General features: G+C 63.9%; 18 protein-coding genes and 1 tRNA gene. 11 read left to right on the top strand and 8 right to left on the bottom strand.

Translation table 11 applies throughout. From position 1 onward, the window contains the following. The first annotated feature begins 60 nt into the window (after positions 1 to 60). A complete protein-coding gene (locus BMY30_RS12845) occupies positions 61 to 966 on the top strand; it encodes a TIGR01777 family oxidoreductase (protein WP_089714342.1) in 906 nt (301 codons plus the stop codon). Here the strand turns inward: BMY30_RS12845 and rapA are convergent. From rapA to BMY30_RS12820, 5 genes are all read right to left on the bottom strand, one after another. Beyond that, on the bottom strand, positions 963 to 3,911 hold the full coding sequence (gene rapA, locus BMY30_RS12840; protein WP_089714340.1) for an RNA polymerase-associated protein RapA: 2,949 nt from the start codon (positions 3,909 to 3,911) through the stop codon (positions 963 to 965). The genes BMY30_RS12845 and rapA overlap by 4 nt on opposite strands. 114 nt (positions 3,912 to 4,025) lie before the next feature. Beyond that, positions 4,026 to 4,826 carry a TlpA family protein disulfide reductase gene (locus BMY30_RS12835; RefSeq protein WP_089714337.1) on the bottom strand — a complete coding sequence of 267 codons (801 nt, stop codon included), beginning with the start codon at positions 4,824 to 4,826 and terminating at the stop codon, positions 4,026 to 4,028. A 167-nt stretch (positions 4,827 to 4,993) separates the two neighbouring features. After that, on the bottom strand, positions 4,994 to 5,692 hold the full coding sequence (locus BMY30_RS12830) for a hypothetical protein (protein WP_211607326.1): 699 nt from the start codon (positions 5,690 to 5,692) through the stop codon (positions 4,994 to 4,996). 63 nt (positions 5,693 to 5,755) lie between these two features. Next, positions 5,756 to 8,692, bottom strand: a complete 2,937-nt coding sequence (locus tag BMY30_RS12825) for a two-partner secretion domain-containing protein (protein ID WP_089714335.1) — start codon at positions 8,690 to 8,692, stop codon at positions 5,756 to 5,758. 64 nt (positions 8,693 to 8,756) lie between these two features. Then, complete coding sequence (locus BMY30_RS12820) at positions 8,757 to 10,433, bottom strand: ShlB/FhaC/HecB family hemolysin secretion/activation protein (protein ID WP_089714333.1); 1,677 nt, start codon at positions 10,431 to 10,433, stop codon at positions 8,757 to 8,759. Between the two features lie 529 nt (positions 10,434 to 10,962). Here BMY30_RS12820 and BMY30_RS12815 point away from each other — a divergent pair. The 4 genes from BMY30_RS12815 to BMY30_RS12800 all read left to right on the top strand — a co-directional run bounded on the left by BMY30_RS12815 (position 10,963) and on the right by BMY30_RS12800 (position 15,062). Further along, positions 10,963 to 12,381 carry an IS1380 family transposase gene (locus BMY30_RS12815; protein WP_089714331.1) on the top strand — a complete coding sequence of 473 codons (1,419 nt, stop codon included), beginning with the start codon at positions 10,963 to 10,965 and terminating at the stop codon, positions 12,379 to 12,381. A gap of 401 nt (positions 12,382 to 12,782) precedes the next feature. Next, a complete protein-coding gene (locus BMY30_RS12810; RefSeq protein WP_089714329.1) occupies positions 12,783 to 13,022 on the top strand; it encodes a hypothetical protein in 240 nt (79 codons plus the stop codon). Next, complete coding sequence (locus tag BMY30_RS12805) at positions 13,019 to 14,515, top strand: SLC13 family permease (protein ID WP_089714327.1); 1,497 nt, start codon at positions 13,019 to 13,021, stop codon at positions 14,513 to 14,515. The genes BMY30_RS12810 and BMY30_RS12805 overlap by 4 nt, the downstream gene beginning before the upstream one ends. Before the next feature lie 94 nt (positions 14,516 to 14,609). Next, positions 14,610 to 15,062 carry a universal stress protein gene (locus tag BMY30_RS12800; protein WP_089714325.1) on the top strand — a complete coding sequence of 151 codons (453 nt, stop codon included), beginning with the start codon at positions 14,610 to 14,612 and terminating at the stop codon, positions 15,060 to 15,062. Between the two features lie 66 nt (positions 15,063 to 15,128). On the opposite strand, the gene BMY30_RS12795 is transcribed toward BMY30_RS12800, so the two are convergent. The 3 genes from BMY30_RS12795 to ispB form a co-directional block, all read right to left on the bottom strand. Next, complete coding sequence (locus tag BMY30_RS12795) at positions 15,129 to 16,712, bottom strand: BCCT family transporter (RefSeq protein WP_089714323.1); 1,584 nt, start codon at positions 16,710 to 16,712, stop codon at positions 15,129 to 15,131. 222 nt (positions 16,713 to 16,934) lie between these two features. Then, positions 16,935 to 17,011 (bottom strand) — tRNA-Pro (locus tag BMY30_RS12790). A 91-nt stretch (positions 17,012 to 17,102) separates the two neighbouring features. Continuing rightward, positions 17,103 to 18,110, bottom strand: a complete 1,008-nt coding sequence (gene ispB / locus BMY30_RS12785; protein WP_089714321.1) for an octaprenyl diphosphate synthase — start codon at positions 18,108 to 18,110, stop codon at positions 17,103 to 17,105. Positions 18,111 to 18,402: 292 nt separating this feature from the next. Here ispB and rplU point away from each other — a divergent pair, with 292 nt between their 5' ends. The 6 genes from rplU to murJ all read left to right on the top strand — a co-directional run bounded on the left by rplU (position 18,403) and on the right by murJ (position 23,672). Then, complete coding sequence (gene rplU, locus BMY30_RS12780) at positions 18,403 to 18,714, top strand: 50S ribosomal protein L21 (protein ID WP_089714318.1); 312 nt, start codon at positions 18,403 to 18,405, stop codon at positions 18,712 to 18,714. 58 nt (positions 18,715 to 18,772) lie between these two features. Then, entirely contained in the window at positions 18,773 to 19,030 is a 258-nt protein-coding gene (gene rpmA, locus BMY30_RS12775) for a 50S ribosomal protein L27 (RefSeq protein WP_089714316.1), read from the top strand. An 84-nt stretch (positions 19,031 to 19,114) separates the two neighbouring features. After that, positions 19,115 to 20,302, top strand: coding sequence for an Obg family GTPase CgtA (gene cgtA, locus BMY30_RS12770; protein ID WP_089714313.1), 1,188 nt, complete (start codon positions 19,115 to 19,117; stop codon positions 20,300 to 20,302). 13 nt (positions 20,303 to 20,315) lie between these two features. Then, entirely contained in the window at positions 20,316 to 21,455 is a 1,140-nt protein-coding gene (gene proB / locus BMY30_RS12765) for a glutamate 5-kinase (protein ID WP_089714311.1), read from the top strand. Positions 21,456 to 21,660: 205 nt separating this feature from the next. After that, positions 21,661 to 21,927: a 30S ribosomal protein S20 gene (rpsT, locus tag BMY30_RS12760; protein WP_089714309.1), complete on the top strand. Its 267-nt coding sequence runs from the start codon at positions 21,661 to 21,663 to the stop codon at positions 21,925 to 21,927. A 221-nt stretch (positions 21,928 to 22,148) separates the two neighbouring features. Further along, positions 22,149 to 23,672, top strand: a complete 1,524-nt coding sequence (gene murJ / locus BMY30_RS12755; RefSeq protein ID WP_089714451.1) for a murein biosynthesis integral membrane protein MurJ — start codon at positions 22,149 to 22,151, stop codon at positions 23,670 to 23,672. Positions 23,673 to 23,909 lie beyond the last annotated feature (237 nt).

Below are 23,909 nucleotides of genomic sequence, written 5' to 3'. Positions count from 1 at the left end.
GTGTACAACGGCTGTATAACTCACGGTGGCTTGTCTTAATGGCATGGGGAGGGATTCCGGATGCGAGTGCTGATCACAGGCGGCAGTGGTTTCGTCGGGCAGCGGCTCTGCCGTCGACTGAAGGAGGCCGGGCATCGCGTGCTGGTGGTGTCGCGGGAGCCGGAGCAGGTTCGCGACCGCCTCCCTGAGGGCAGCGACATTCGTCGTTCGGTGCTGGATTTCGTCGACACCCCGCCGGATGCCATCGTCAACCTGGCCGGCGAGCCGATAGCCGCTAAGCGCTGGAGCGATGACCAGAAGAAGCGTCTGATCGACTCCCGAGTCAACATCACTCGGGACCTGGTGGTGCTCTGCGAGCAGCTTCAGGCCAGCCAGGGCCGCACGCCGCAGGTGATGGTTTCGGCCTCGGCCATGGGCTACTACGGCGACCAGGGCGATCATGAGGTCACCGAAGAGACGCCGCCTCACGACGAGTTTGCCCACCGCCTCTGCAAGCGCTGGGAAGACACCGCCCGCAAGGCGACGGACTTCGGCGTCCGCGTGGCGGTGGTGCGCATCGGCCTGGTGCTCGATGTCGGCGGCGGTAGCCTGCAGAAGATGCTCCCGCCCTTCAAGATGGGGCTGGGCGGTCGCTTCGGCGACGGCAAACAGTTCATGCCTTGGGTCCACCGTGAGGACCTGGTCAGGGCGATTATGTTCCTGCTTGAACGTGACGATCTGGAAGGCCCCTTCAACGGCAGTGCGCCCCATCCCGTCACCAACGCCGAGTTCACCCGCACCCTGGCGAAGCAGCTGGGGCGCCCCGCCCTGATGCCGGTGCCGGCCATTGCCCTCGAGACCGCCTTCGGCGAGATGTCGCGGCTACTGCTCACCGGCGCCGACATGCGCCCGGCCCGGTTGCTCGAGGCCGGTTTCGAGTTCAAGTTCGAGACCCTGGAAGCCGCCCTGGCCGATATCCTGAGTTAGCGGGTTTCCTCTCCCACCGTCACGATAACCCGTACCGCGTCCAGGCGCAGCCGAGCGCCCTCGATGGCGGTGTCCAGCTCGGTGCGCTCGTTGCGCAGCGCCTCAAGCTCGTCGGTGCGCACCGCCGGGTTGAGCCGCGAGAGCGCCTCGAGTCGGCTTAGCTCGGTATCCAGCTCCGTGCGCATGCGCATCTGGGCGGCCTCGATGATGCTCGGCAGCTCCCGCTCGGCCTCTGCCTCGGCCCCGTCGAGCAGCTCGCGCAGTTGATCATGACGGCTCTTGATCAGGTCCCGGGCCACCGCCTTCTTGACCTTCTTCACCGCCTTCGAAAGGCCGGTGAAGGAGATCTTCGCGGTCAGGTTGGCGCCGGACTCGTCGAGCAACACCCGCACTGCAGTGGGCGGCAGGAAGCGGTTGAGATGCAGGCGCTTCGGCGCCGGGCAGTGGGTACGAAAGACCAGCTCGACCATCAGGCGGCCGGCAGGAATCGCCGGGTGCTTGAGCAGGGCCAGAGCGGTATTGCCCATGGGGCCGTCGAGGATACGTCCCATCATCTCGCGCAGCAGCGGATGCTCCCAGGAGAGGCGCTGGACGTCGTCTCGGGCCAGAGCCCGCGAGCGGGAGAAGGTGGCCGAGAAGCCCTCCTCGCCCTTCACCAGGCCGGGTAGGCCCTCGAGCATCTGTGGGCTCGGCTGCAGGTGCAGGATGCCGCCGCCCAGCTCCTGGCTGTCGACGCCGAAGATATCCAGCGCCTGGTCCAGGTAGCGGGTCAGGGCCTTGTCGGCGTCGAGCTCGCGGATCGCCTCGATGACCGCATCGGCCCGATCGTGGCGGCAGGCGTTGAGCTCGAGCAGTCGGTTGCGGCCGGCGTCGCGCTCGGCCAGGCGCACCTCGAACAGCGCCCGGGTCTCCGCGATGACCTCCTCGAGGCTCTCGTCGTCGAGCAGGCTCTCGGCCAAGGCGTCGCCGAAGGCGGCATGGATCTCGCTGCCCAGGCCATGGGGCGTGTTGAAGGCGTCCATGCCCTGGTGGTACCAGCGCAGCAGCTTCTCGCCGGGGCTGCCGGTGAACACCGGCACATGCATCTCGATGGCGTGGCGCTGGCCGATGCGGTCGAGCCTGCCGATGCGCTGCTCCAACTGGTCGGGGTGCAGCGGCAGGTCGAACATCACCAGATGGCGGCAGAACTGGAAGTTGCGCCCTTCGGAGCCGATCTCCGAGCAGACCAGCACCTGACAGCCCTCCTCCGGGTCGGCGAAGGCCGCCGCGGCGCGATCGCGCTCCACCAGCGAGAGTCCCTCGTGGAACACCGGGGCCTGGTAGCCGCCGAGGACCCGCAGCCCCTCGGCCAGGCCCAGGGCGGTCTGGCGGTCATGGGCGATCACCAGCACCTTGTCATCGGCGAAGCCGCCCTCGCCATCGTCGGCGAGGCGCTCCAGCAGCCAGGTCACGCGTGGATCGAACTGCCACCAGGGCTCGGTGTTGAGAGGATCGACGGTCAGCACTCGGTACATGGCGTCCGGATAGATCAACACCTCGGGATGGCCCATCCCGGTCTCGATCAGTAGCTCGTCCAGGTAGTCCTCGTCGCGCTCCAGCCGGCGCAGTACCCGGCGATAGGAGGAGGGCGCCTCGAGCTCGGCGATATGCAAGCGGCGCTCAGGAAAGCCGCCCACATGACGACGACTATTGCGGAACATCACCCGGCCGGTGCCGTGGCGGTCCAGCAGCTGGTCGCGTAGCTGGTCTCGTGCGGCGGCGTGCTGGTCGTCGCCGCGCTCGGGGTCGGCCAGGGTATCGAGCAGGGCCAGGCTGTCGGCTTCGGCGATCACCGCGGCGACCCGCGAGCGGTCGGTGTCCTCTCCCGGCAGGCGCTCCAGGGCATCGATCGCCTCGGCGACCTCCACATAGTGCTGCTCCTCCTCGCGGAAGGCCTCGAGGCTGTGGTAGCGGTCGGGGTCGAGCAGGCGCAGTCGGGCGAAGTGGCTGGTGAGGCCCATCTGCTCCGGGGTGGCGGTGAGCAGCAGGATGCCGGGCGTCTGGGAAGCCAGGCGCCCCACGGAGGCATAGCCGGGGCCGCTCTGCTCCGGGCGCCAGTCCAGGTGGTGGGCCTCGTCGACGATCAGCAAGTCCCAGTCGCAGGCCTGAGCTTGCTGCTGGCGCTGGGGGTTGGCAAACAGCCAGTCCTGACTGGCCAGCACCAGTTGGCCGGCCTCGAAGGGGTTGGTCTCGCCATGGGCCTCGCTCTGTTGCTCGTCGAGCAGGGTGACCTCGAGGGCGAAGCGGCGCAGCAGCTCCACCAGCCACTGGTGGGTCAGACTCGCCGGCACCAGGATCAGCGCTCGCTCGGCGCGGCCGGTGAGTAGCAGGCGATGCAGGATCAGTCCCGCCTCGATGGTCTTGCCCAGCCCTACCTCGTCGGCCAGCAGCACCCGCGGCGCGTGGCGCCTGGCCACCTCGTCGGCGATGTAGAGCTGGTGAGGGATCAGGTCGATGCGCGGGCCGGCCAGGCCGAGCGCCGGGTTCTGCTCGATGCGATGGAAGTGGTGCAGGGTGCGAAAGCGCAGGTCGAACCAGTCGTTGCGATCGACCTGGCCGGTGAGCAGGCGGTCTCGGGCCTGATCGAACTGCATGCTGTCGGCGAGCCGCGCCTCGGGAAGCTCGCACAGCTCTCCGGTCTCATCCTCGCCGATGTAGACGATCAGGCCGCCGACCTCCTTGCTGTCGTCGACGGTCATCTGCCAGCCTTCGGCGGACTCGATGCGATCGCCGCTGCCGAAGGCCACCCGGGTCAGGGGAGCATTGCGGCTGCTGTAGGTGCGGGTTTCCTGGCTGGCGCCGAAGAGCACGGTGACGCTGCGGGCATCGACGTTGAGGATGGTGCCCAGGCCGAGTTCGGCCTCGCCGTCGCTGATCCAGCGCTGGCCGGGAGAGAAGTCGCTCATGGTGCCTCGGGGATGCTTGGGATCGGTTCGGTGCCGCTGGCCACACCCGGCCCGGCGGCGACAGGGCGCGGTATCTTACAGCAAAGCCCGGCGCGGCTTAAGCACTCGTGTCGGTCAGCGATCGTCCAGCCATGTCGAGAGTTGGGCGCGGGTGAGCTCCCCCACATGCTGCTCCAGGGCGCGGCCCTCGTCGTCGAACAGCAGGGTGGTGGGCAGGCCCGGCGACTCGGCAAGCACCATCAGCCGCTGGCGCGGGTCGAGCAGGGCATGATCGAAATCGAGCCCCTGCTCGTCGAGATAGCGCACCACCTGAAGCAGTTCCTCGCCCTGGTTGACGATCACCACGGTGACACCTTCGCGGGCGTCGGCCTCGGCCAGCAGCGGCATCTCGCGAAGGCAGGGCGGGCACCAGGTGGCCCAGAGGTTGACCACCACCCGTTCATCGGACAGCGACTGCAGGTTGATCTCCTCGCCCTCGAGGTTCTCCAGGGCGAGGTCGGGCAACTCGCGCAGCGCCATGCCATCACTTAGCGGGGCCAGGGTGACCAGCGTCAGCCACAGCAGCGAGGCACCCAGCACCAGTCCCATGCCGCCCAGCATCGCCCCCAGCCGGTCGCGCAGCGACCAGGCGGTCCAGCCCAGCGCGGCCAGCAGCCCCCAGAGGCCATGGTAGCCGGGCTGCCAGAGCTTGAAGATGTCCAGCGGTGCCTCGGCATAGGCGTCCAGATTCATCAGACCATGCCCCAGGCGGGCGCCGATCAGCCAGGCCAGCAGCAGGCCGTTGAACCAGCGGGCATGGCGGCCCCGGGGCAGGCCAAGTAGGAAGGCGCTGGCAGCCAGCAGAAACAAGGCGGCAAAAAAGGCATAGAGGCGGGGTAGCGGGATCAGGACGGGCCCCAGGGCGATGGCATCCATGTCGTGGCGGTGACTCCCGAGAGGTCGGCGGCTGGCACCGCAGCGGTTACACTGGGCACATTCGTTTCGCCAAGCCTACTGCCGGCGGGCAGGGCTGTCACTCACCCCTCTTCGGTAGCCTGTATGGCGGTATCCACCCTCGATATGCTGCCTCTTCCAGGATCGGATCACATTACCTCGTAGTAGGAGGCAAAGACGGCATGATTCGAGCGAGTTTCAGGCAGCACATAGACGACGCCATTGGAGTGTTTGAACGCCGGGCTTACCAGGGTGGTATAGAACGTTTTCGGTACATTGATGCAGCCATAGGAAATCCGTTTGTCCTGTACATCGGGTGACGCCAGTCGCTCCTCCCGGCGCTCACTGGGAGTGCCGGCGACGACCGGGTGAAGGGAAAGGGCGTCTTCATAATCCAGCCAGAGTATCTCGCCGCCCTTGAGGTTGCGCCCCAGCGAGGACACGAAGCGGCCCGCCGGCGTCGTGCGCTCGTCCGGCGGAATGCTAGCCAGGGCTCGTTCACCAATGCCTGGAACGGAATCATCTCCCACGGCCATACCCAGCAAGGCGGAGGCCTCCCCCTGGAGCTGGCCTTGTGCATCGAACATGAAGACCTTCGCCTCCTGCTTGTCGATAATCATGAACGGCATGTCGAGATTATCCTGCGAGTCCATGATCCAGTTGATGGTGTTATTCACTTGAATCGATGTATGTTCGAGGGCGTATCGAGATATTGAATCCAACTGGTCGTAGGAATTTGCCTGAGCGACTTGCGGGGCGATAAAGGCAAGGATCAGCCACCCTAGACATAGTGTTTTCCTGGTAATCAAGGGCATGCCTCCAAAGGCGGTGATCCGTTTTGACATCATGCAGAACTACCACCAGCGCCATGACAGCGCTGGTAGCAGCTTGCCTCACTCACTGTTTCAGGTTCAGAAGCGGTCCTGCTTGGGCGCATAAACTGGCGCCACATAGGCATCGCTGGGCGATGTCACGAGATCGTCTTCCTGTAGCAGATCTACCCGGTCCAACTGCGATGTCGGCATAGTGATGGCGGCCGTGGCGAAGGTCAGCTCCAGCCCTTCCATTGTCTGTGTGGTGGATTCCTGATCCGAGTCGCCGTAAGTCGGATACACCGGAGCAAGGTAGACGGGCGTCAGGTAACCGGGAGTCGGATAGACGGGATCAGGGTAGCCGGAAGTCGGGTAGACGGGCGTCGGGTAGACGGGAGTCCGGTAGACGGGAGTCGGATAGACGGGCGTTGCTGCTCCCGGACCGACAGAAGTGGAGCTAACGAAGAGGGCGCCGTTAACGTAATTGATTTTATAGTTGCCTGGACTGAAAGTGCCACCCGTCGCATCCGCGGGAGTAATCGCATAAGGGCTGCCATCCACACTGGCCGTGGCGACCGCCCCGGGGCTTGTCAGGGTGACACCGGTCACCGTCTCTGCATTCACCAGCCCGACCGAGGTAAAGGCCTGGCGTGACAGCGGGTAGGTTTCCCCGAAGACCTTGGAGCCGTCATTGGCCGTGATGGTCAGGGGTGCCGGCGTGATATCCGCCCGGGTGAAATAGGTTCCAGCCGCAGGCGGGGTGCCGTCGTCATTGTAGGGGGCAAAGAGATCATACACGGGGTCGCTAAAGCTGGTTTCATAGGTAATCGGTTTTTCGGTGCCCACATCCTTGGTATCGAAGAGAGCGTTGCTTGTCGTACCCAGCGTAACGGGTGGTTGCGCAGAGGTGATATCGGGCTCGAAGCCACTGACGGTCGCGTCGCGCAAGCCGTCGTAGACCTTGTCTTCACCCTGCCCGAATACCCATGCTTTGGCATCTAGGCTTCCGCCGGCGTCAACCAGGGCCAGCTCATAAGCGAGAATTTCGGCTTCTGTGGTGGCATAACTTTCGGGGTTGAAACGCAGGACCAGGGTGCTGTCAGGGTCAGTGATGGTGATGCAATCGGCACAGGTAATGTCTACGGTGCCGCCGAGAATGGCGCCCGGTCCGGTACCGTCGTTGTCGGCAATCAGAATGACATCACCGGTTGTTACCGAAATCGCTGCCCCTACATTTACATCTTGGCCGGCAAGCGCGGTGAGGTCGCCGGTGGTTATGGTCGTTGCCGCATTGATATTGACGTCATCGTCGGCGATGAAACTCAGGTTGCCGGTGGTGGTGGTGACGGCCGCGTCAACGTTTACATCGCGCCCGGCATTTGCCACCAGGCTACCTAAAGTACCGGTAACCGCCGCGTCGATGTTGATGTCGCGATCGGCATTGAAGGTCAGCGTTGTCGGGTCTTCCCAGGTGACGAAGTTCATAACTGTGATATCACCATTGCCACTACCGCTGGCACCGCTGTTTTCCGTCGTCACGGTGATATTGCTGCTGCCCAGGCCGGTGACCAGATCGGCAACATTGATATTGGCCGCATTGACCCCGTCATCCGGGGCGAAGACATTGCCGGTTTCGGTCGCGCCCGAGGTAGCCGCATCGGAGATGGTGATATCCGCCGGGTCGAGCAACCACATGCCCAGGCTTCCATTGGGTGCGCGGGTATCGATCCTGATACCCGAGACGTCCAACCAGCCACCGGAGGTCTCGATCAGGCCGCCGTCACCGGATTGCGCACCGCCGCGCGCGCTGATGCTGCCGTAGGCGCGCGTCGAATCGTCCGCCCAGAGCACTGCCGTGCCGCCGTCACCCGTGGTGATGGCGTCGGCGTAGATGCTTGAATCGGCGCTCATATAGGTCGCGCTGGCGTTCGGCACAGCGGCATCCTTGCCCTGGTAGCCGCCGCCGATCAATACGCTGCCACCGCCGGCATCGCCGGACGCATCAACCACCGCATCATAGAGGCCGACATGATGGGCCGTTGCGGTGACGCTACCCCCGGTTTCCCCGGCCTCGGAGCCGGACACATCAAGGCTGCCCCCAAGGTTCAGGGTGCCGCTCTGCATGTCACCCGTCAGCATGATGGTGCCATTGCGGTTTTCGATGCTCTGGGCGCGGATCTCCCCGGTGTTGTTGACCGTTGACTGGAACAACTCGCCCGCCGACTGAGCGGTCATCAGGACCTTGCCGCCATCGGCCTGGATCATCCCACCGTTCTGCACCAGTGCATCCAGCGCGCCCTGGTTGACGGCCACATTCAGCAAGCCGTCGCCCGCCACGTCGAGGGTGATGGCGTCACCCGCCGCCAGTGCCACGGTGCCAAGATTGGCCTGGAGGGTGCCCTGGTTACTGACATCGGCTCCGAGAAGGGCGACATAACCGCCGTCGGCATTGATCGTGCCCTGGTTGACGATGCTGCCATCTCCCGTGCCCGCGAAATTGTAGCGACCGGCCATGAAGTCGCTGTCGCTGATGGCCAATGTCGAGGCCACCAGGCCGCCGACGTTGACCGACGCATTCTGACCGAAGAGCACGCCGTTCGGATTGATCAGGAAGACGCTGCCGTTCGCGGTGAGCGTGCCCATGATGGCCGAGGGATCTGACCCCAGGACCCGGTTGAGCGCCACTGCGCTGCTGTTGGGCTGGGCAAAGTTGACCGTTTCTCCCGAGGCAATATCAAACGCCTGCCAGTTGATGGCGGCATTCTGGGTGGATTGCTTGATTTCCATCACGGTCGCATCGCCACCGATTGTCGCACTGCCAGCCGACACCTCGCCGCCCACCGGCAGGGCCCAGGCGTTGCCGGTGACCGCCAGGAGCATTGACGCGATCAGCGGCTTCAGTGTGAAGCGGACTCCACTCGCTGAAACGCTACCGCTACCCCTGGCAATTTTCCTGCCGCCCCGCTTTGCAAACTCGGATACCGCGACAAAGGTGCCGATTTTCTGGTTCCAGATGGATTGGTAGATTCTGTTCATGATGTTTTCCAAGTATGTTGAACGTCTTGTTAATTAGATAAATGCCTATGTATAGGAAGAGCGATCAGAAATACTTGACCAGCTGTAACCAGAATTGGCCATCCGAATCCGGAGCTGAAGTGGCTTCTTCATTTCCGAGCTTATGGGCGTAGTAGGACTTGACGGAAAAATTGTTGTGGTCGATCCAGTTGACACCCACACCAGCTCCGCTCAAGGTGCGGTCATTGTCAGCGTTATCCCATGGATCCTTGTGGATAGTGACAGTCCCTGCATCGGCAAAGCCGATGAGATGTACGTTGCCAGGTACCTGCTCCGAAAGGCCCGCCAGCAGGAGTCTTGCTTCCAGAGTTGCCAGGTAGCCTTCATCGGCAAAGGCTTCACCCTGGGGATAGGCGCGTACGCCATACATGCCGCCGAGTGACATCTTCTCCGAAGCATCGAGATTTCCCGAGGCGAACTGGGCATTTACTGATCCATAGAGAGAGAGAATGTCGGTGAGTTGCTGTACACGCATGACATTCAAGCTTACTTTCTCGTATTGACCGTTGCTCCTCGCCGTAATGGCATCCACATCACGAGCGGCAGGCGTTTCGATATCGAGGTCGCCGGCATGCAGGGTGACAGAAGCCGCCGTCAGGCCGCCCGCACCCAGTTCATCGCGGTGGTCACCATGCAGACTCGCCGTTACCACATCGATATTCTTTTCGCTGATCAAGGGAAGGAAATCGAATCGATCCTCGAAGGTCTTGTGGTCGTAGCCAATTTGCGCATAGAGATTGCTCTGGCGTGAGCGGATCAGCGGGTAACGGCCGAAGACACTTGTAATCTGTGCCTCGCCTTCGCCACCCAGAGCACTGAATTCCTTGCCCAGTTCATATTCGAGATGACTGTAGGCAACGCCGGCGGTCGTCTTGCCAAACTGCATCTGGTAGGCGGCGCGACCATAATCGAGGCCGTCGAAACTGCTTAGCACGCGCAGGCTGGCCACATCGCCTCGTCCTGCCAGGTTGTTGATGTGAATCGTTCCGCCCAGTCGCTCCTCGCCGGTGTAGTAGTTGCCCGCGTTGTCGGCATCGATACTGCCTGTTACCCGCTGTCCTGGCGTGATATCGACGATCAGGTCAGCCGCTCCCACCGACTGGCCCGGCACCAGGGTCGACTGCACGTTGACCCCGGGGATGTCCGACAGCAGCAGAAGCCGGCTCTCGAGAGGGGCGCGGTTGATCACCTCACCCGTATCGACGCCACCGAGAAGGCCATCGGCCAGCCCATCCGAGAGATTGCTCTGGTTACGAAGGGTGACATCACCGTAGCGGCCTTCCACCACGGCGATCGTTACCGCACCATTCCCGATTGTCTGCGCGGGCAGGTAGGCCTGCGCGACAAAATAGCCGTTCTGGTGATAGAAATCGGTGATTCGGGCGGCCATTGCCTGTAGCTCGCCCAGGCTGAACTGTGCCCCTGGCCGGAAGCCGGTGAGAGAGAGGAGTTCCTTCTCGGAAAACAGGCTCTGTCCGCTCAGCTTCAGTGTATTGACCTCGATCCTTGCACTGCCGCCGGCATCCATTGCCGGCGCCTGTGGCTGTTGCACATTAATTTCCGGTGCCACTCTTTCTACTGTCGGCGATGGCGGGATTTGTTGAATCTGGCCACCGGCGCTGGGTAGAGCGCCGCCGGGAACTTGTGCAGCAACAATCCCTGAGCTTAATGCCAGGAGTGCAAAGGGTATAATTTTTTTCATCACCGTGATCGCCTTGATGTTTGCTATCTAATTTTATTAGAGTCTGTGGAGATCTCAGGCTCTTGTTTTTTAGTTTATGTTTAAACTAGTAAAGACTTTTTGAATCCGGTTGCTGACATGCCGGTCATGCAGACCACCGGAGATAGATGGTGTCGCTTTGCAATCTTCATTCTTTCTATAGCGTTGTAGCGGAAAAATGAAAAGAAAAACGAAAGATGAGGAGGGCGCCGTTTGGGAGGCGGTAAAATGGATCTGCCCTCAGTGGATGTCAATGTATTACATTTTATCCTGAGAGTCCTGTTTTATTGAAAAATGACTTTTTGTTTAAAATAAGGATTTCAAGGATGCGAGGATGCAAGTTTCGTGTTTATCTCTCTTTTTCAAGGCTTTAGGGAGCCTCAATAATGAGAAGTATGGTGGGCAGGCACACCGCCGTCTGTGCGCTAACGCACAGATAGAGCAATATAGCCGCCTTAATCACCGGGCTGAGATAAAAAAGATAGCGAGCAGTTCCTCTTGTAGAATCAAGATGTTCCTGCCAGAACACGATTCAAGAGGACTACTCGCCATGGGTGAAAGCTTATCTACCTGGACTCCCTCCTGCAACGGGTCCATCCGCGTCGAGATGAGCGGTCAGCGCACCACCAGCGACAGCGGCGCTCTGCTGCTGCGCGAGGCCCTCGACAGCAGCGGTGTCATTGATGCGCTGGAGGACAATCTGGTCGACCGTCGCGACCCGCAGTGCGTCCGTCACGCGCTGGCCAACCAAGTTCGTACCGTCGTGCTGCAACGGGCCATGGGTTGGTTCGATCTCAGCGATACCACCACGCTGCGCCGCGATCCGGTCTGGCAACTGGCGTGCAGCGATGCGCGGGGGACAACGCCATTGGCACAGGACCGGCCGTCTCAAGCCACGCTGTCGCGGTTGCTGACCTGCCTCGGTCGCAATGACAACATCGATACTTTGCATGAAGGGCTTCTGCGGCTGGCGATCTGGCGACTGACCGCGCTGAACGGCGGCGAACGCCCCAAACACCTGACGCTGGATATCGACGGCTTGCCGATCGAGGTCCACGGCCATCAGGGCGGGTCGTCCTACCATGGTCATGTCGGCGCACGGATCTATTCGCCACTAATCGCCTCGCTGGCCGAGACCGGCGACATGGTCGGTGGCTTGCTGCGCGAGGGCAACGCCGGCCCGGCCGAGAACGCCGACACCTGGATTCCACACCTGGTGCGTCGGCTCAACGAGAGCACCGGCGCCAGTGTTCGGGTGCGCATTGATGCGGGCTTCACCGACAACGACACGCTGGAGGCCCTGGAAGAGCGCGGCATCGAATACCTGGGACGGCTGCGCAGTCACTCAGGCCTCCAGAAGCTGGCGGCGCCGTACCTGAAACGGCCTCGAGGCCGCCCGCCCGAGCAACCTCGGGAGTGGTGCCATGACCTTGAGTACCAAGCCGGTTCCTGGCCAGCTCCACGGCGCGTCGTGCTGGTGGTGCAGGAGCGCCCCGATGATCTGCTGCTGCATGCCTTCTTCCTGGTTACCAACCTCGGCAAGTTCGACTGGCCACCTGAGAAGGTCCTGGCGCTCTACCGCAAGCGCGGTAGCGCCGAGGCCCACATGGGTGAGGTGAAGTCGGCGCTCGACGTGCACCTCTCCTCGACCGATCGTGGCGCCTCCACCGTCCAGGACGTGATGGCCCGCAACGAGGTGAGTCTGCTGCTGAGCCTCTGTGCCTACCAAGTGCTGCATGGCCTGCGTTGCCTGCTGGTCAGGCAAACCCGACAGGGGTGGAGCCTGATGCGGATGCACGAGCAGGTGCTCAAGGTCGCGGCGACGTTATCGCTGCACGCCCGGCGCATCACGGTTCACCTCGGCGATGCCGCCGACAAATGGTGGCCCACCTTGCTGAAGGGACTGCCTCGGCTGACGGCCCTGGCCTGACACTCGACATCACATGATCTAATCAGCCAACAGAGCGGCCACAACGGAGGTCGGCGGGCACGGCTGCACCGGCAGTAGACATAGATTCCTATTAGATATGAAAAGGCTGGATAGAAGGCGGATCGGGTATAGGCTGACCGACTACCAAGCGGCCGCATGACGTTAAAGTGGGTCGATGCCAGCAATCACTCGGTTCAACACCCTCGTTCGACCCCCTGATGAATGAGGCGGGCTAACGCACAATTGGAGCGATGCAGGCACCTCAAGTCCCCTCATTCTGGCATCAGGGGTATCTTGAAGGTGTCCAGCGCCAACGGGGCGTCGGTCGCGCTTCAAGTGGGGTCGTCGCCTAGTCCACTGCCAGCTTACAATTCTGTCACTCACACCCTCCGGGAGCACTCATGGCACGACCGGCCTTCGATACCCTGCGCGCCCTGGCCATCACCAGCCAAGCGCTGGGCTTCATCCTGATCATCACTCTGGAGACCCTGATGGGGGATGCCGCGCGTCCCTGGCAGGGCTGGACCCTGGCAGTGATGGTGACAGCTGCCATCGGGATTGCCTTGGTGCGGCTCTACCGGCGCAACAGGTCTCGCAAGGCGATGGCCAGGCGACTGGCCGATGACGGGGAAGATTCATGACCGACTCGACGTCCGAGGATGCCTCGGAGGCATCACCGTCACGCCTGTCGCGCCTCAAGGTTCCGCTGGGGCTGATATTGGGACCGCTGGCGTTCCTGCTGCTGGCGTTGATGGAGGTGCCGGCTGACATGCCACCGGCGGCCTGGAAGGTGGTGGCGCTGACCGCCTGGATGGCGACCTGGTGGGTGCTGGAGCCGGTGCCTATCGCCGTCACCGCCCTGCTGCCGGTGGCCGTGCTGCCGCTCATGGGTGTGGCGCCCATCGACCAGGTAGCGGCACCCTATGCCAATCCCTTGATCTTCCTCTTCCTCGGTGGCTTCCTGCTGGCAGAGGCGATCCAGCGCTGGAGCCTGCATCGGCGCATTGCCATGCTGGTGCTGCGACTCTCCGGGCTGCGTCCGGATCGGCTGGTGGGTGGCTTCATGGTCGCCACGGCGGCACTGAGCATGTGGGTCAGCAATACTGCCACCGCGGCGCTGATGGTGCCCATCGGCATCTCGGTGCTGACCATGCTGGAGCGAGAGGGTGGCGAGGGTGGCAGCCATCACATGGCCCTGACTCTGCTGCTGGGGATCGCCCTGGCGGCCAACATCGGTGGCATGGGCACCCTGATCGGCACGCCACCCAATGCGCTGCTGGCCGGCTTCATGGCCGACAACTACGACATCAGGATAGGCTTCGCCCAGTGGATGCTGGTGGCCGTGCCTCCCGCCCTGCTGTTGCTGGTGCTCGCCTGGTGGCTGCTGACCCGCTGGATCTATCCGGTGAGCCACGAAGAGCTGCCAGGGGTGGCGCAGATGCTCCGCGAGCAGGCTGAGGACCTGGGGCGCATGAGCCCTCCCGAGCAGCGAGTGGCGGTGATCTTCGTCCTCGTCGCCCTGGCTTGGGTCACCCGGCCGCTGCTGGAATCCTGGCTGCAGGTGTCGCTCAGTGATGCCGGCATCGCCGTGATCGGGGCCTTGCTGCTGTTCGTGGTGCCGGCGCGCTGGCGTCAGCGCCAGTTCCTGATGGACTGGGACAGCGCCCGTCAGCTGCCTTGGGGGGTGCTGGTGCTGGTTGGTGGCGGGCTCAGCCTGGGCACGGCGATCGAGGGAAGCGGTCTGGCCGCGGCAGTGGCCGAGGGGCTCGGGGCCTTCGGCACCTGGCCGACCTGGGGCTTGGTGGCCATGGTCGTGGTGGTGGTGATGCTGATGAGTCACGTGACCAGCAATACCGCCACCGCGGCGGCGATCCTGCCGCTGACCGCCGCGCTAACCGTTAGCCTGGGTGCCAGCCCGCTGCTGCTCTCGATACCGGTGGCCATGGCGGCGAGCTGCGCCTTCATGCTGCCGGTGGCAACCCCGCCCAATGCCGTGGTGTTCGGCAGCGGGCGGCTGAGCGTGGCGGAGATGATGCGCGCCGGGGCGCTGATAGGGCTGGCGGCGGTCCTGGTCATCACATTAGTGGTGTTTGTCCTGGCCATGCCGGTGCTGGGGTTCGGCTGGGGAGCTTGATTCAGGACAATGCTGAATTTTCGTCAGCCTCTAGGCTTAAGTTCAGGAGGGGTGCCGCGGGGTATCCCGATGTGTCACTAGAAGGGTAGATATCATGTATCAGTCAATCCTCGTTCCCGTCGACGGTTCCACCCATGCCGAGCACGCGCTCAAGGTAGCCGCTCAGCTGGCTAAAGGAACATCCGCCACCCTGCATCTGATGACCGTGGCCGAGTTTCCGCCGGACAACCTCGGCCTGTTCACCGGTGGTACTCCCGAACCCTTCACCGAGGAGGATCGCGATAAGCTGGCGGCCGGCATGAAGGAGGAGGCCCGCAAGGCGATCGACAAGGCTCGGGCCGCCGCCGACTTCTCGGGCATCGAGGTTCAGGAGGTCGTCCGCCAGGGCCGGCCGGCGGAGTTGATCATCCAGGAGGCCAAGACGCTGGGTGCCGATGTCATCGTCATGGGCAGCCGCGGCATCAGCGACGTGCGCGGCATGGTGTTCGGCAGTGTCTCTCACAAGGTCAGCCATGCCGCCGACTGTTCGGTCATTACCGTGACGTGACGAGAGCTTCCTTGTGCGTTTCTCTTGCGCCCGGTCGCGCCTCTTGTAGCAACCGGGCGCAATGTCTTACTCACGAGGCGGTGATGGATAGACATAGCGGTCGCGCCGACCGGGACGGTGCGCCTGCTCTTGGTTCAAGCCTCTGACCAAGCCCCAGCTCATGAGTACCAATGCCAGCGAGAAGGGGAGTCCCATCGCCACGGCAGCCGTCTGAAGGGGGGTAAGGGCCGCGGTGGCGTTGCCGGCGACGGCCCAGCCAGCGGCGAGCAGCACCGCCGCGATTACGCCCTCCAATACTGCCCAGAACAGGCGCTGTGCCTTTTTGGGATGAGGGTCGCCGCCGTTGGTCAGCATGTCTACCACCAGGGAGCCGGAGTCCGACGAAGTGGCAAAGAACAGCGAAACCACCAGGATCGCCAGCAAGGATGCTAGGGTGCCCAACACGGGCCAGACGGGCAACTGGTTGAGCAGGATGAACATGGCGTCGTTGGTGCCAGCCTGCCTTAGGGGGTTGTCGGGGTCGTTCAGGATTCCCTCCAGCGCACTGCCGCCGAAAATGGCGAACCAGACGATGGACGCGCCGACGGGGGCCATCAGGGTGCCACCGATGAAGGAACGGATGGTGCGACCCCGAGAGACGCGAGCGATGAAGATGCCGACAAAGGGGGACCAGGAAATCCACCACCCCCAGTAGAAGAGAGTCCAGTTACCCAGCCATTCTGAGCCCGCCGGCGAGAACGAATACATCTGGAAGCTATTCTCCGGTAGATGCTGCAGGTAGCGGCCCGTGCTGTTGACCATCAACTCGAGAATGAAAACAGTCGGCCCGACCACAAACACGAAGACGGCCAGCAGGCTCGCCAGGTACATGTTGATCACCGACAGTCGGCGGATGCCGGCGTCGAGACCCAGCATGACCGAGGTGACCGCCACCGCGGTGATCAGCCCGATGATGAGGACCTGAGAGGTCGCCCCGACCTCTACACCGAAGACATTATTGAGACCGGCATTGATTTGCGTGGCCCCGAGTCCCAGTGAGGTCGCCAGCCCGAAGAGGGTGCCGAAGACGGCCAGGATGTCGATGAGGTGTCCCACAGGGCCGTAGATGTGCTTGCCGATCAAGGGGTACAGCGCTGCGGCGGGGCGCATGGGCAAGCCCTTGCGGAAGCAGAAATAACCCAGCGACAGTCCGACCACGATGTAGATGGCCCAAGGGTGCAGGCCCCAGTGGAAGATGGTGATTTCCATGGACTCCAGGGCGGCCTGACTGGTGCCTCCCTCGCCGACGGGCGGGTCGTTGAGGTGGAAGACGGGTTCGGCAACACCGAAGAACACCAGGCCGATGCCCATACCGGCGGTGAACAGCATCGAAAACCATGACAGGGTCGACCACTCAGGGCGACTGTCGTCGGGCCCGAGGCGGATTCGCCCCCAGCGGCTGCACATCAGCACCAGCACCAGCACCAGGAAGCCGCTGGCGCACAGCATGTACCACCAGCCGAAGATCTGGGTGATCCAGTTGTTGATGTCGGAAGCGATGGCGCCAAGATGCGAAGGCGCCGTTACCCCCCAGCTGACGAAGGCTAGAGCCAGGATCGCCGAGAAGAGAAAGACCGGCAGGTTGGTATGTTTGCGTAGGTAGTCGCGCATCGCGCCACCTCCTAAGCCGTTGGTTGTCCTGATTAGTGTAGGGCACGCTCGCGCGATAACGCTCGTCACGCCGAGGTCTCTACTGGGCTCAATAACGGTGAGTGAATGCTGGCGCACGATCGGAATCCTGCCGCGTATCGCCTTCTCTGCCACCCGGAATGCAATCCAACGAAAAACGGCCACCGCCCTGATGAGCTAAGTGGCCGTTTTTACTGATGTTTTTGGTCGGAGTAGCAGGATTCGAACCTACGACCTCTGCCTCCCGAAGGCAGCGCTCTACCAAGCTGAGCTATACTCCGAATCTTCTTGTGCCGGACCCTTGGCGACCGACGGGGCGAATTATACCCAAGCCTTGCCGGCATGCAAGCCCCTCGAGCGGCTGTGCACCGCTCACGTCTGCCGGTCGACGGCTAGGCGGGCGAGCTGGGCCATGCTGTCGCGGAAGGGGCTCTCGGGCAGGGCGTTGAGCTGTACCAGGGCCTTGTCGGCCATCTCCTCGGCGCGGGCCCGGGTATAGTCCAGGGCGCCGGTGTCGCGGACGATAGTGAGCACCTCATCCAAGTGGTCGAGGCCGCCCTTGCGAATAGCCTCACGCACCAGCTTTCGCTGCGCCGGGGTGCCGGCGGCCATGGCCTGGATCAGCGGCAGGGTCGGCTTGCCCTCGGCCAGGTCGTCGCCCACGTTCTTGCCCATCGCCTCGGCGTCGCCCTGGTAGTCGAGCAGGTCATCGATCAACTGGAAGGCCAGGCCCAGGTAGCGGCCGTAGTGCTGGAGGGCCGCCTCCTGGTCGGGGCTGGCATCGGCGAGGATGGCGCCGCTATGGCTGGCCGCCTCGAAGAGCATGGCGGTCTTGCCCTGGATGGTCTCGAAATAGGCTGCTTCGTCTGTGTCGGGATTACCCACGTTGGTGAGCTGCTGCACCTCGCCCTCAGCGATGGTGCAGGTAGCCCGCGAGAGCACGTCCATGATGCGCATGGAGCCCACTTCCACCATCATCTGGAAAGAGCGTGAATAGAGGAAATCGCCCACCAGCACCGAGGGGGCATTCCCCCAGGCATCGTTGGCCGTGGCCTTGCCGCGGCGCATATGGGACTCGTCGACCACGTCGTCATGCAGTAGCGTCGAGGTGTGCATGAACTCGACCAGGGTGGCCAGGGTGATGTGTCGGTTGCCCTGATAGCCCAGCGAGCGCGCCGCCAGCAGCACCAGCAGCGGGCGCAGCCGCTTGCCGCCGCTCTCGATGATGTACTGGCCAATGGTCTCCACCAGCGGGATGCGCGAGGCAAGCTGGTCCATGATCGTGCGGTTCACGGCGAGGAAGTCATCGGCGACCGCGGCGTGGAGCGGCGACGCAGGGGCGGGGCGGGATGACTGGGGCGGTGCGGCGTTGGCAGGCATGGGGGTGGTTTCGACGAGTAATGGGTGCCGGGGCGAGAGGCGCCCCTTCTGGCTTCGGGTTGCCGGCCATGCTATGGGCCCCCTATGGGGGCGTCAAGCCGGCTCTGCCGGGCCCTCGGCCGGGTCGGCGGCATCGCTTTCCGAGCCCGCATCACGGGTTGTACGGTCGTTCGCCCGCGGTTATAATCTGCGACCCACTCATCTTGCTCCCTGTCAGATGGCTGCCGGAAGGGGCGCCACTCGCAGCAGGTCGATGAAGAGCCAACACCCGATGAGTCCTGGAGAGAAAAGCATGTACGCAGTTATCAAGAGCGGTGGCAAGCAGTACCGCGTTCAGGAAGGCCAGACTCTCAAGCTCGAGAAGCTGGAAGTGCCGACCGGCGACACCATCGAGTTCGATGAGGTTCTGCTGGTGGGCAACGACGAGGACGTCACGGTTGGCGCCCCGCTGGTCGACGGTGCCAAGGTGGCAGCCGAGGTCGTCTCCCACGGCCGTGGTGACAAGGTCACCATCATCAAGTTCCGTCGTCGTAAGCACTCCATGAAGCGTCAGGGCCACCGCCAGTGGTTCACTGAAGTCAAGATCACCGGGATCTCCGCGTAAGCGCCGCGCCAGCGGAACGCTTTTCGAGATATTCCCCTGAACGAGCGAGGACTTTGCAATGGCTCACAAGAAGGCAGCGGGCTCCACACGTAACGGTCGCGACAGCGAATCCAAACGCCTCGGCGTAAAGCTGTTCGGCGGCCAGGTCGTCAACCCGGGCAACATTATCGTGCGTCAGCGTGGCACCAAGTTCCATGCTGGCACCGGCGTCGGTATCGGCAAGGACCACACGCTGTTCGCGCTGGACGAGGGCGTGGTCAAGTTCGAGACCAAGGGTCCGAAGAATCGCAAGTTCGTCAGTATCGTCTCTGCCTGAGGCACTGATGCTTGCAGCGAGAAGGCCCCGCCCAGGCGGGGCCTTCTTGTATCATGGCGGCACAGGCCGTCAGGAGAGTAAGAGATGCAGTTCGTCGACGAAGCCTCGATCATCGTGGAAGCCGGTAATGGCGGCAATGGCTGCCTGAGCTTCCGCCGCGAGAAATACGTGCCCAAGGGAGGCCCCGACGGCGGCGATGGGGGCCATGGCGGCACCGTCTACCTGATCGGTGACGATGCCCTCAACACCCTCATCGACTTCAAGTATCAGCGCTTCTACAAGGCGCAGAATGGCCAGCCCGGCATGGGGCGACAGATGAGCGGGCGCGCCGGCGAGGATCTGCACGTCAAGGTGCCGGTAGGCACCACGGTGATCGATGAGGACACCCTCGAGGTGATCGCCGACGTCACCGAGATCGGGCAGGTGGTGCCGGTCGCCCAGGGTGGTCGTCGGGGGCTTGGCAACATCCACTTCAAGTCCTCCACCAACCGGGCACCGCGGCGAACTACGCCGGGCACCGAAGGCGAGCGTCGCAATCTGCGCTTCGAGATGAAGGTGATGGCCGACGTGGGCCTGCTGGGCATGCCCAATGCCGGAAAATCGACGCTGATCCGCTCCGTCTCCGCGGCCAAGCCCAAGGTGGCCAACTATCCGTTCACTACTCTGGTGCCTAACCTGGGCGTGGTGCAGCTCGGCCTGCACGAGCACTTCGTGATGGCCGACGTGCCCGGCCTGATCGAGGGCGCCTCGGACGGCGCCGGCCTCGGGCTTCGCTTTCTCAAGCACCTGACCCGCACCCGGCTGTTGTTCCACGTGGTCGACGTCGCGCCTTTCGACGAATCCGACCCGGTGGAGGCCGCCGAGGCGATCATTCACGAGCTGGGCGAGTTCTCGCCGGCGCTGGCCGAGCTGCCGCGCTGGCTGGTGCTCAACAAGCTCGACCTGCTGCCGGCCGAGGAGCGCGAGGCGGTAGCCGACAAGATCGTTCGCCGGCTCGGCTGGGAGGGACCGGTGTTTCGTATCTCGGCGATCTCCAGCGACGGCACCGATGCCCTGGTCCAGGCCGCCCACCGCTGGCTCACCGAGCAGCGTCGCCTCGAGAACGAGGACGAGGAGGCCGCCGAGCGGGCCCGCGAGATGCGCGTGCGGATGGAGGACGAGGCGGTGGCCCGCACCGAGGCCCGCCTGGGTCGCAAGCGCAAGCGCGACGACGAGGATGACGACGATTTCGATGACGACGACTTCGACGTCGAGGTCGAGTACGCGCCCTGAGGATCGTGAGCGAATGGAGCACAACGAGCAGGTGGCAGGCCGCGAGGCGCTGATGGGCGCCCGCCGGGTGGTGGTAAAGATCGGCAGTGCGCTGCTGACAAATGACGGCCGCGGCCTCGACGAGGCGGCCATCGGTGGCTGGGTTGATCAGATCGCCGAACTGCATCACCGAGGCATCGAGGTGGTGCTGGTCTCCTCCGGTGCGGTGGCTGCCGGCATGGTGCGCCTGCGCTGGCAGGTTCGGCCCTCGGCGGTCCACGAGCTCCAGGCCGCGGCAGCGGTGGGCCAGAATGGCCTCACCCAATGCTACGAGGGTCACTTCGCCCGCCACGGTCTGATTACCGCCCAGGTGCTGCTCACCCACGACGACCTCTCTAACCGCAAGCGCTACCTCAACGCCCGCTCGGCGCTGCGCACTCTGGTATCGCTGGGGGTGGTGCCGGTGGTCAACGAGAACGACACCGTGGTCACCGACGAGATCCGCTTCGGCGACAACGACACCCTAGGGGCCCTGGTGGCCAACCTGCTGGAGGCCGACGCCCTGGTCATCCTCACCGATCAGGAGGGGCTGTTCGATGCCGACCCGCGCAGCCACCCCGAGGCGCGGCTGATCGCCGAGGGGCGTGCCGACGACCCGAGCCTGGCCGCGGTGGCCGGCGGCGGCGGGGTGCTGGGTCGTGGCGGCATGACCACCAAGGTGCGGGCGGCCCAGCTCGCGGCCCGTTCCGGCGCGGTCACGGTGATCGCCAGCGGCCGCCAGCCGGCAGTGCTCGGCCGTCTGCTTGAGGGTGAGCGATTGGGTACCCTGTTGCTGCCCGAGCAAGCGCCCATGGCAGCGCGCAAGCGCTGGCTGGCGGGGCAGCTGCAAGTGCGCGGCACCCTGACGCTGGATGCCGGCGCGGTGAAGGTGCTCAAGAGCAGCGGCTCCAGCCTGTTGGCGGTCGGGGTGACCGCGGTAAGTGGCCAGTTTCGTCGTGGCGACATGGTGCTCTGCGTCGATGACCAGGGGCGTCGCGTGGCCAAGGGACTGGTCAACTACGGCGCCGACGAAGCCCGCCTGCTGGTCGGCAAGCCCAGCCACCAGATCGAGGCCATCCTCGGCTACATGGAATCGCCGGAGTTGATCCACCGCGACAACCTGGTGGTGCTGTAGCACTCCCGCAAGAACTATGGCAAGCACGGGGTTGGCGTGATAGGATGCGCCATCCTCTCAGACACGGCCCCTAAGCGACTGCGTTCAATAGCGCAGCCGGCAATATGGCCAGGCCGGCGGGGATTTTTTATTTCCCTGTTGGATCATACCGTTATCAAGTGTCGCCCACAGATGGCGACCACAACTTTCTCCAAGGAGACAGTCAGTGGCGAACAGCAAGCAAGCCCGCAAGCGTGCCCGTCAGTCGGAAGGCCGTCGTGTCCTCAAGGCGAGCCAGCGCAGCATGGTCCGTACCTACATCAAGCACGTCGTCAAGGCCATCAACGGCGGTGACCACGCCCAGGCCATGGACGCCTTCAAGCAGGCGCAGCCGGTCATCGACCGCATCGCCGACAAGGACGTGCTCTCCAAGAAGAAGGCCGCGCGCCTGAAGAGCCGCCTGAACAAGCGCATCAAGGCACTCGCGGCGTAAGCCGGGAGCGCCAGAAGGAAAACCGGCTGCGGCCGGTTTTTTTGTGCCTGTGACTCTTGCCGAGTGCCCGCCGAGGGCACCGAACGAGGATAGAGACGGTGACGGAGCACGAACAGCCGCCCGAATCCCGGGACGACGAACGAAAGACGCCTGACGACGCGCCTCGCCCGCCGGCCGTCGAGGAACATGACCGCGTGGTGGCGCCCAAGGCCGGTGGCCTGATGCGCTCCGGGCTGGTGGTCAGCATGATGACCATGCTCTCGCGGGTGATGGGGCTGGCGCGCGACGTGGTGATCGCCACCCTGTTCGGTGCCGGCGACGGGGCCGACGCCTTCTTCGTCGCCTTCAAGATCCCTAACTTTCTGCGCCGCCTGTTCGCCGAAGGGGCCTTCAACCAGGCCTTCGTGCCGGTGCTCTCGGAGTACGCCACGCGGGGCAGCAAGCGCGAGGTGAAGGAACTGCTCGATGCGGTGGCCGGTAGCCTCGCGTCGGTACTGGCGCTGATCACGGCGCTGGCCATGCTCGCCTCGCCCTGGCTGGTGTGGGCCTTCGCGCCCGGCTTCGGGCGCGACCCGGAGAAGCTGGCGCTGACCGCCGACATGCTGCGGCTCACTTTCCCGTACCTGCTGCTGATCTCTCTCACCGCCTTCGCCGGCAGCACGCTCAACACCTGGAACCGCTTCGCCGTTCCGGCCTTCACCCCGGTGCTGCTCAACCTCTCGCTGATCGGCGCGGCAATCCTGCTTACGCCGCTGTTCGAGGAGCCGGCCATGGCGCTGGCTTGGGGCGTGCTGATTGCCGGCGGCGCCCAGTTGGCCTTCCAGGTGCCCTTCCTCGCGCGGTTGGGACTGCTGCCGCGACCCTGGCCCGATTTCGCCCACAGCGGCGTGCGGCGCATCCTGCGGCTCATGGCACCGGCGCTGTTCGGCGTCTCGGTCTCGCAGATCAACCTCCTGCTCGACACCGTGCTGGCCTCGCTGCTGGCGGCGGGCAGCGTTTCCTGGCTCTACTACTCGGATCGCCTGGTGGAGCTGCCGCTGGGGGTGTTCGGCATCGCCATCGGCACGGTGATTCTGCCGGCGCTCTCCAGGCGCCATGCCGAGCAGTCCGGCGAGCACTTCGCCGCCATGCTCGACTGGGCGATCCGTACCGTGTTGCTGCTCGGCTTGCCCGCCGCCCTGGCCCTGGCCGTGTTGGCCGAGCCGCTGCTGATCGCCCTGTTCCACTATGGCGCCATGACCGAGCACGATATCGCCATGGCGGCGATGAGTCTGCGGGCCTATGCCTTCGGGTTGGTGGCCTTCATGCTGATCAAGGTGCTGGCGCCGGGCTTCTTCGCCCGCCAGAACACCGCTACTCCGGTGAAGGTGGGCATCATCGCCATGGTCGCCAACATGGTCTTCAACCTGATCCTGGTCTGGCCCCTGGCCCATGCCGGCCTGGCGCTGGCCACGGCGCTCTCGGCCTTCCTGAACGCCGGCCTGCTGGGCTGGCTGCTCTACCGCCAGGGTGTACTGGTCTTCCAGCCCGGCTGGAGGCGCTACGCCGTGCAGCTGCTCGGCGGCTGTACGGTGATGAGCCTGGGGCTGGCCTGGCTGGCGCCCGAGTGGCAAGCCTGGCTCGACTGGAGCGTCTGGACCCGTGCCGGCTGGCTGGCAGTGCTGGTGCTCGCCGGGGTGGCGGTCTACTTCGCCTGGCTGATGGCCTTCGGGGTACGGATTCGGCATTTCCGGATGAAGGGGTGAGGGATGCGAACAAACTGCCGCTTCGCGACAGATCGCGACGCAAGCGTTGCTCCCACAATTCATGTCCGGTGGTTTGGGATGCATGTGGGAGCTGTGCTTGCACGGCGATAAGCGGAGAGCACCCATCACCGTGCCAGTCGAAGCATCGAACCGCAGCTCCCACAAGAAACAGCCGGGAAAGACCAAGCCGCGCCGGCTGTCAAGGGGCCCCCGGTCCGTTATAATCGTGGACTTTAT

This window comes from Halomonas daqiaonensis (assembly GCF_900109725.1).
Classification (GTDB): domain Bacteria; phylum Pseudomonadota; class Gammaproteobacteria; order Pseudomonadales; family Halomonadaceae; genus Halomonas; species Halomonas daqiaonensis.
Note: the sequence above shows the minus strand (reverse complement) of the source record. Positions and strands in the feature narration are given on the sequence as shown.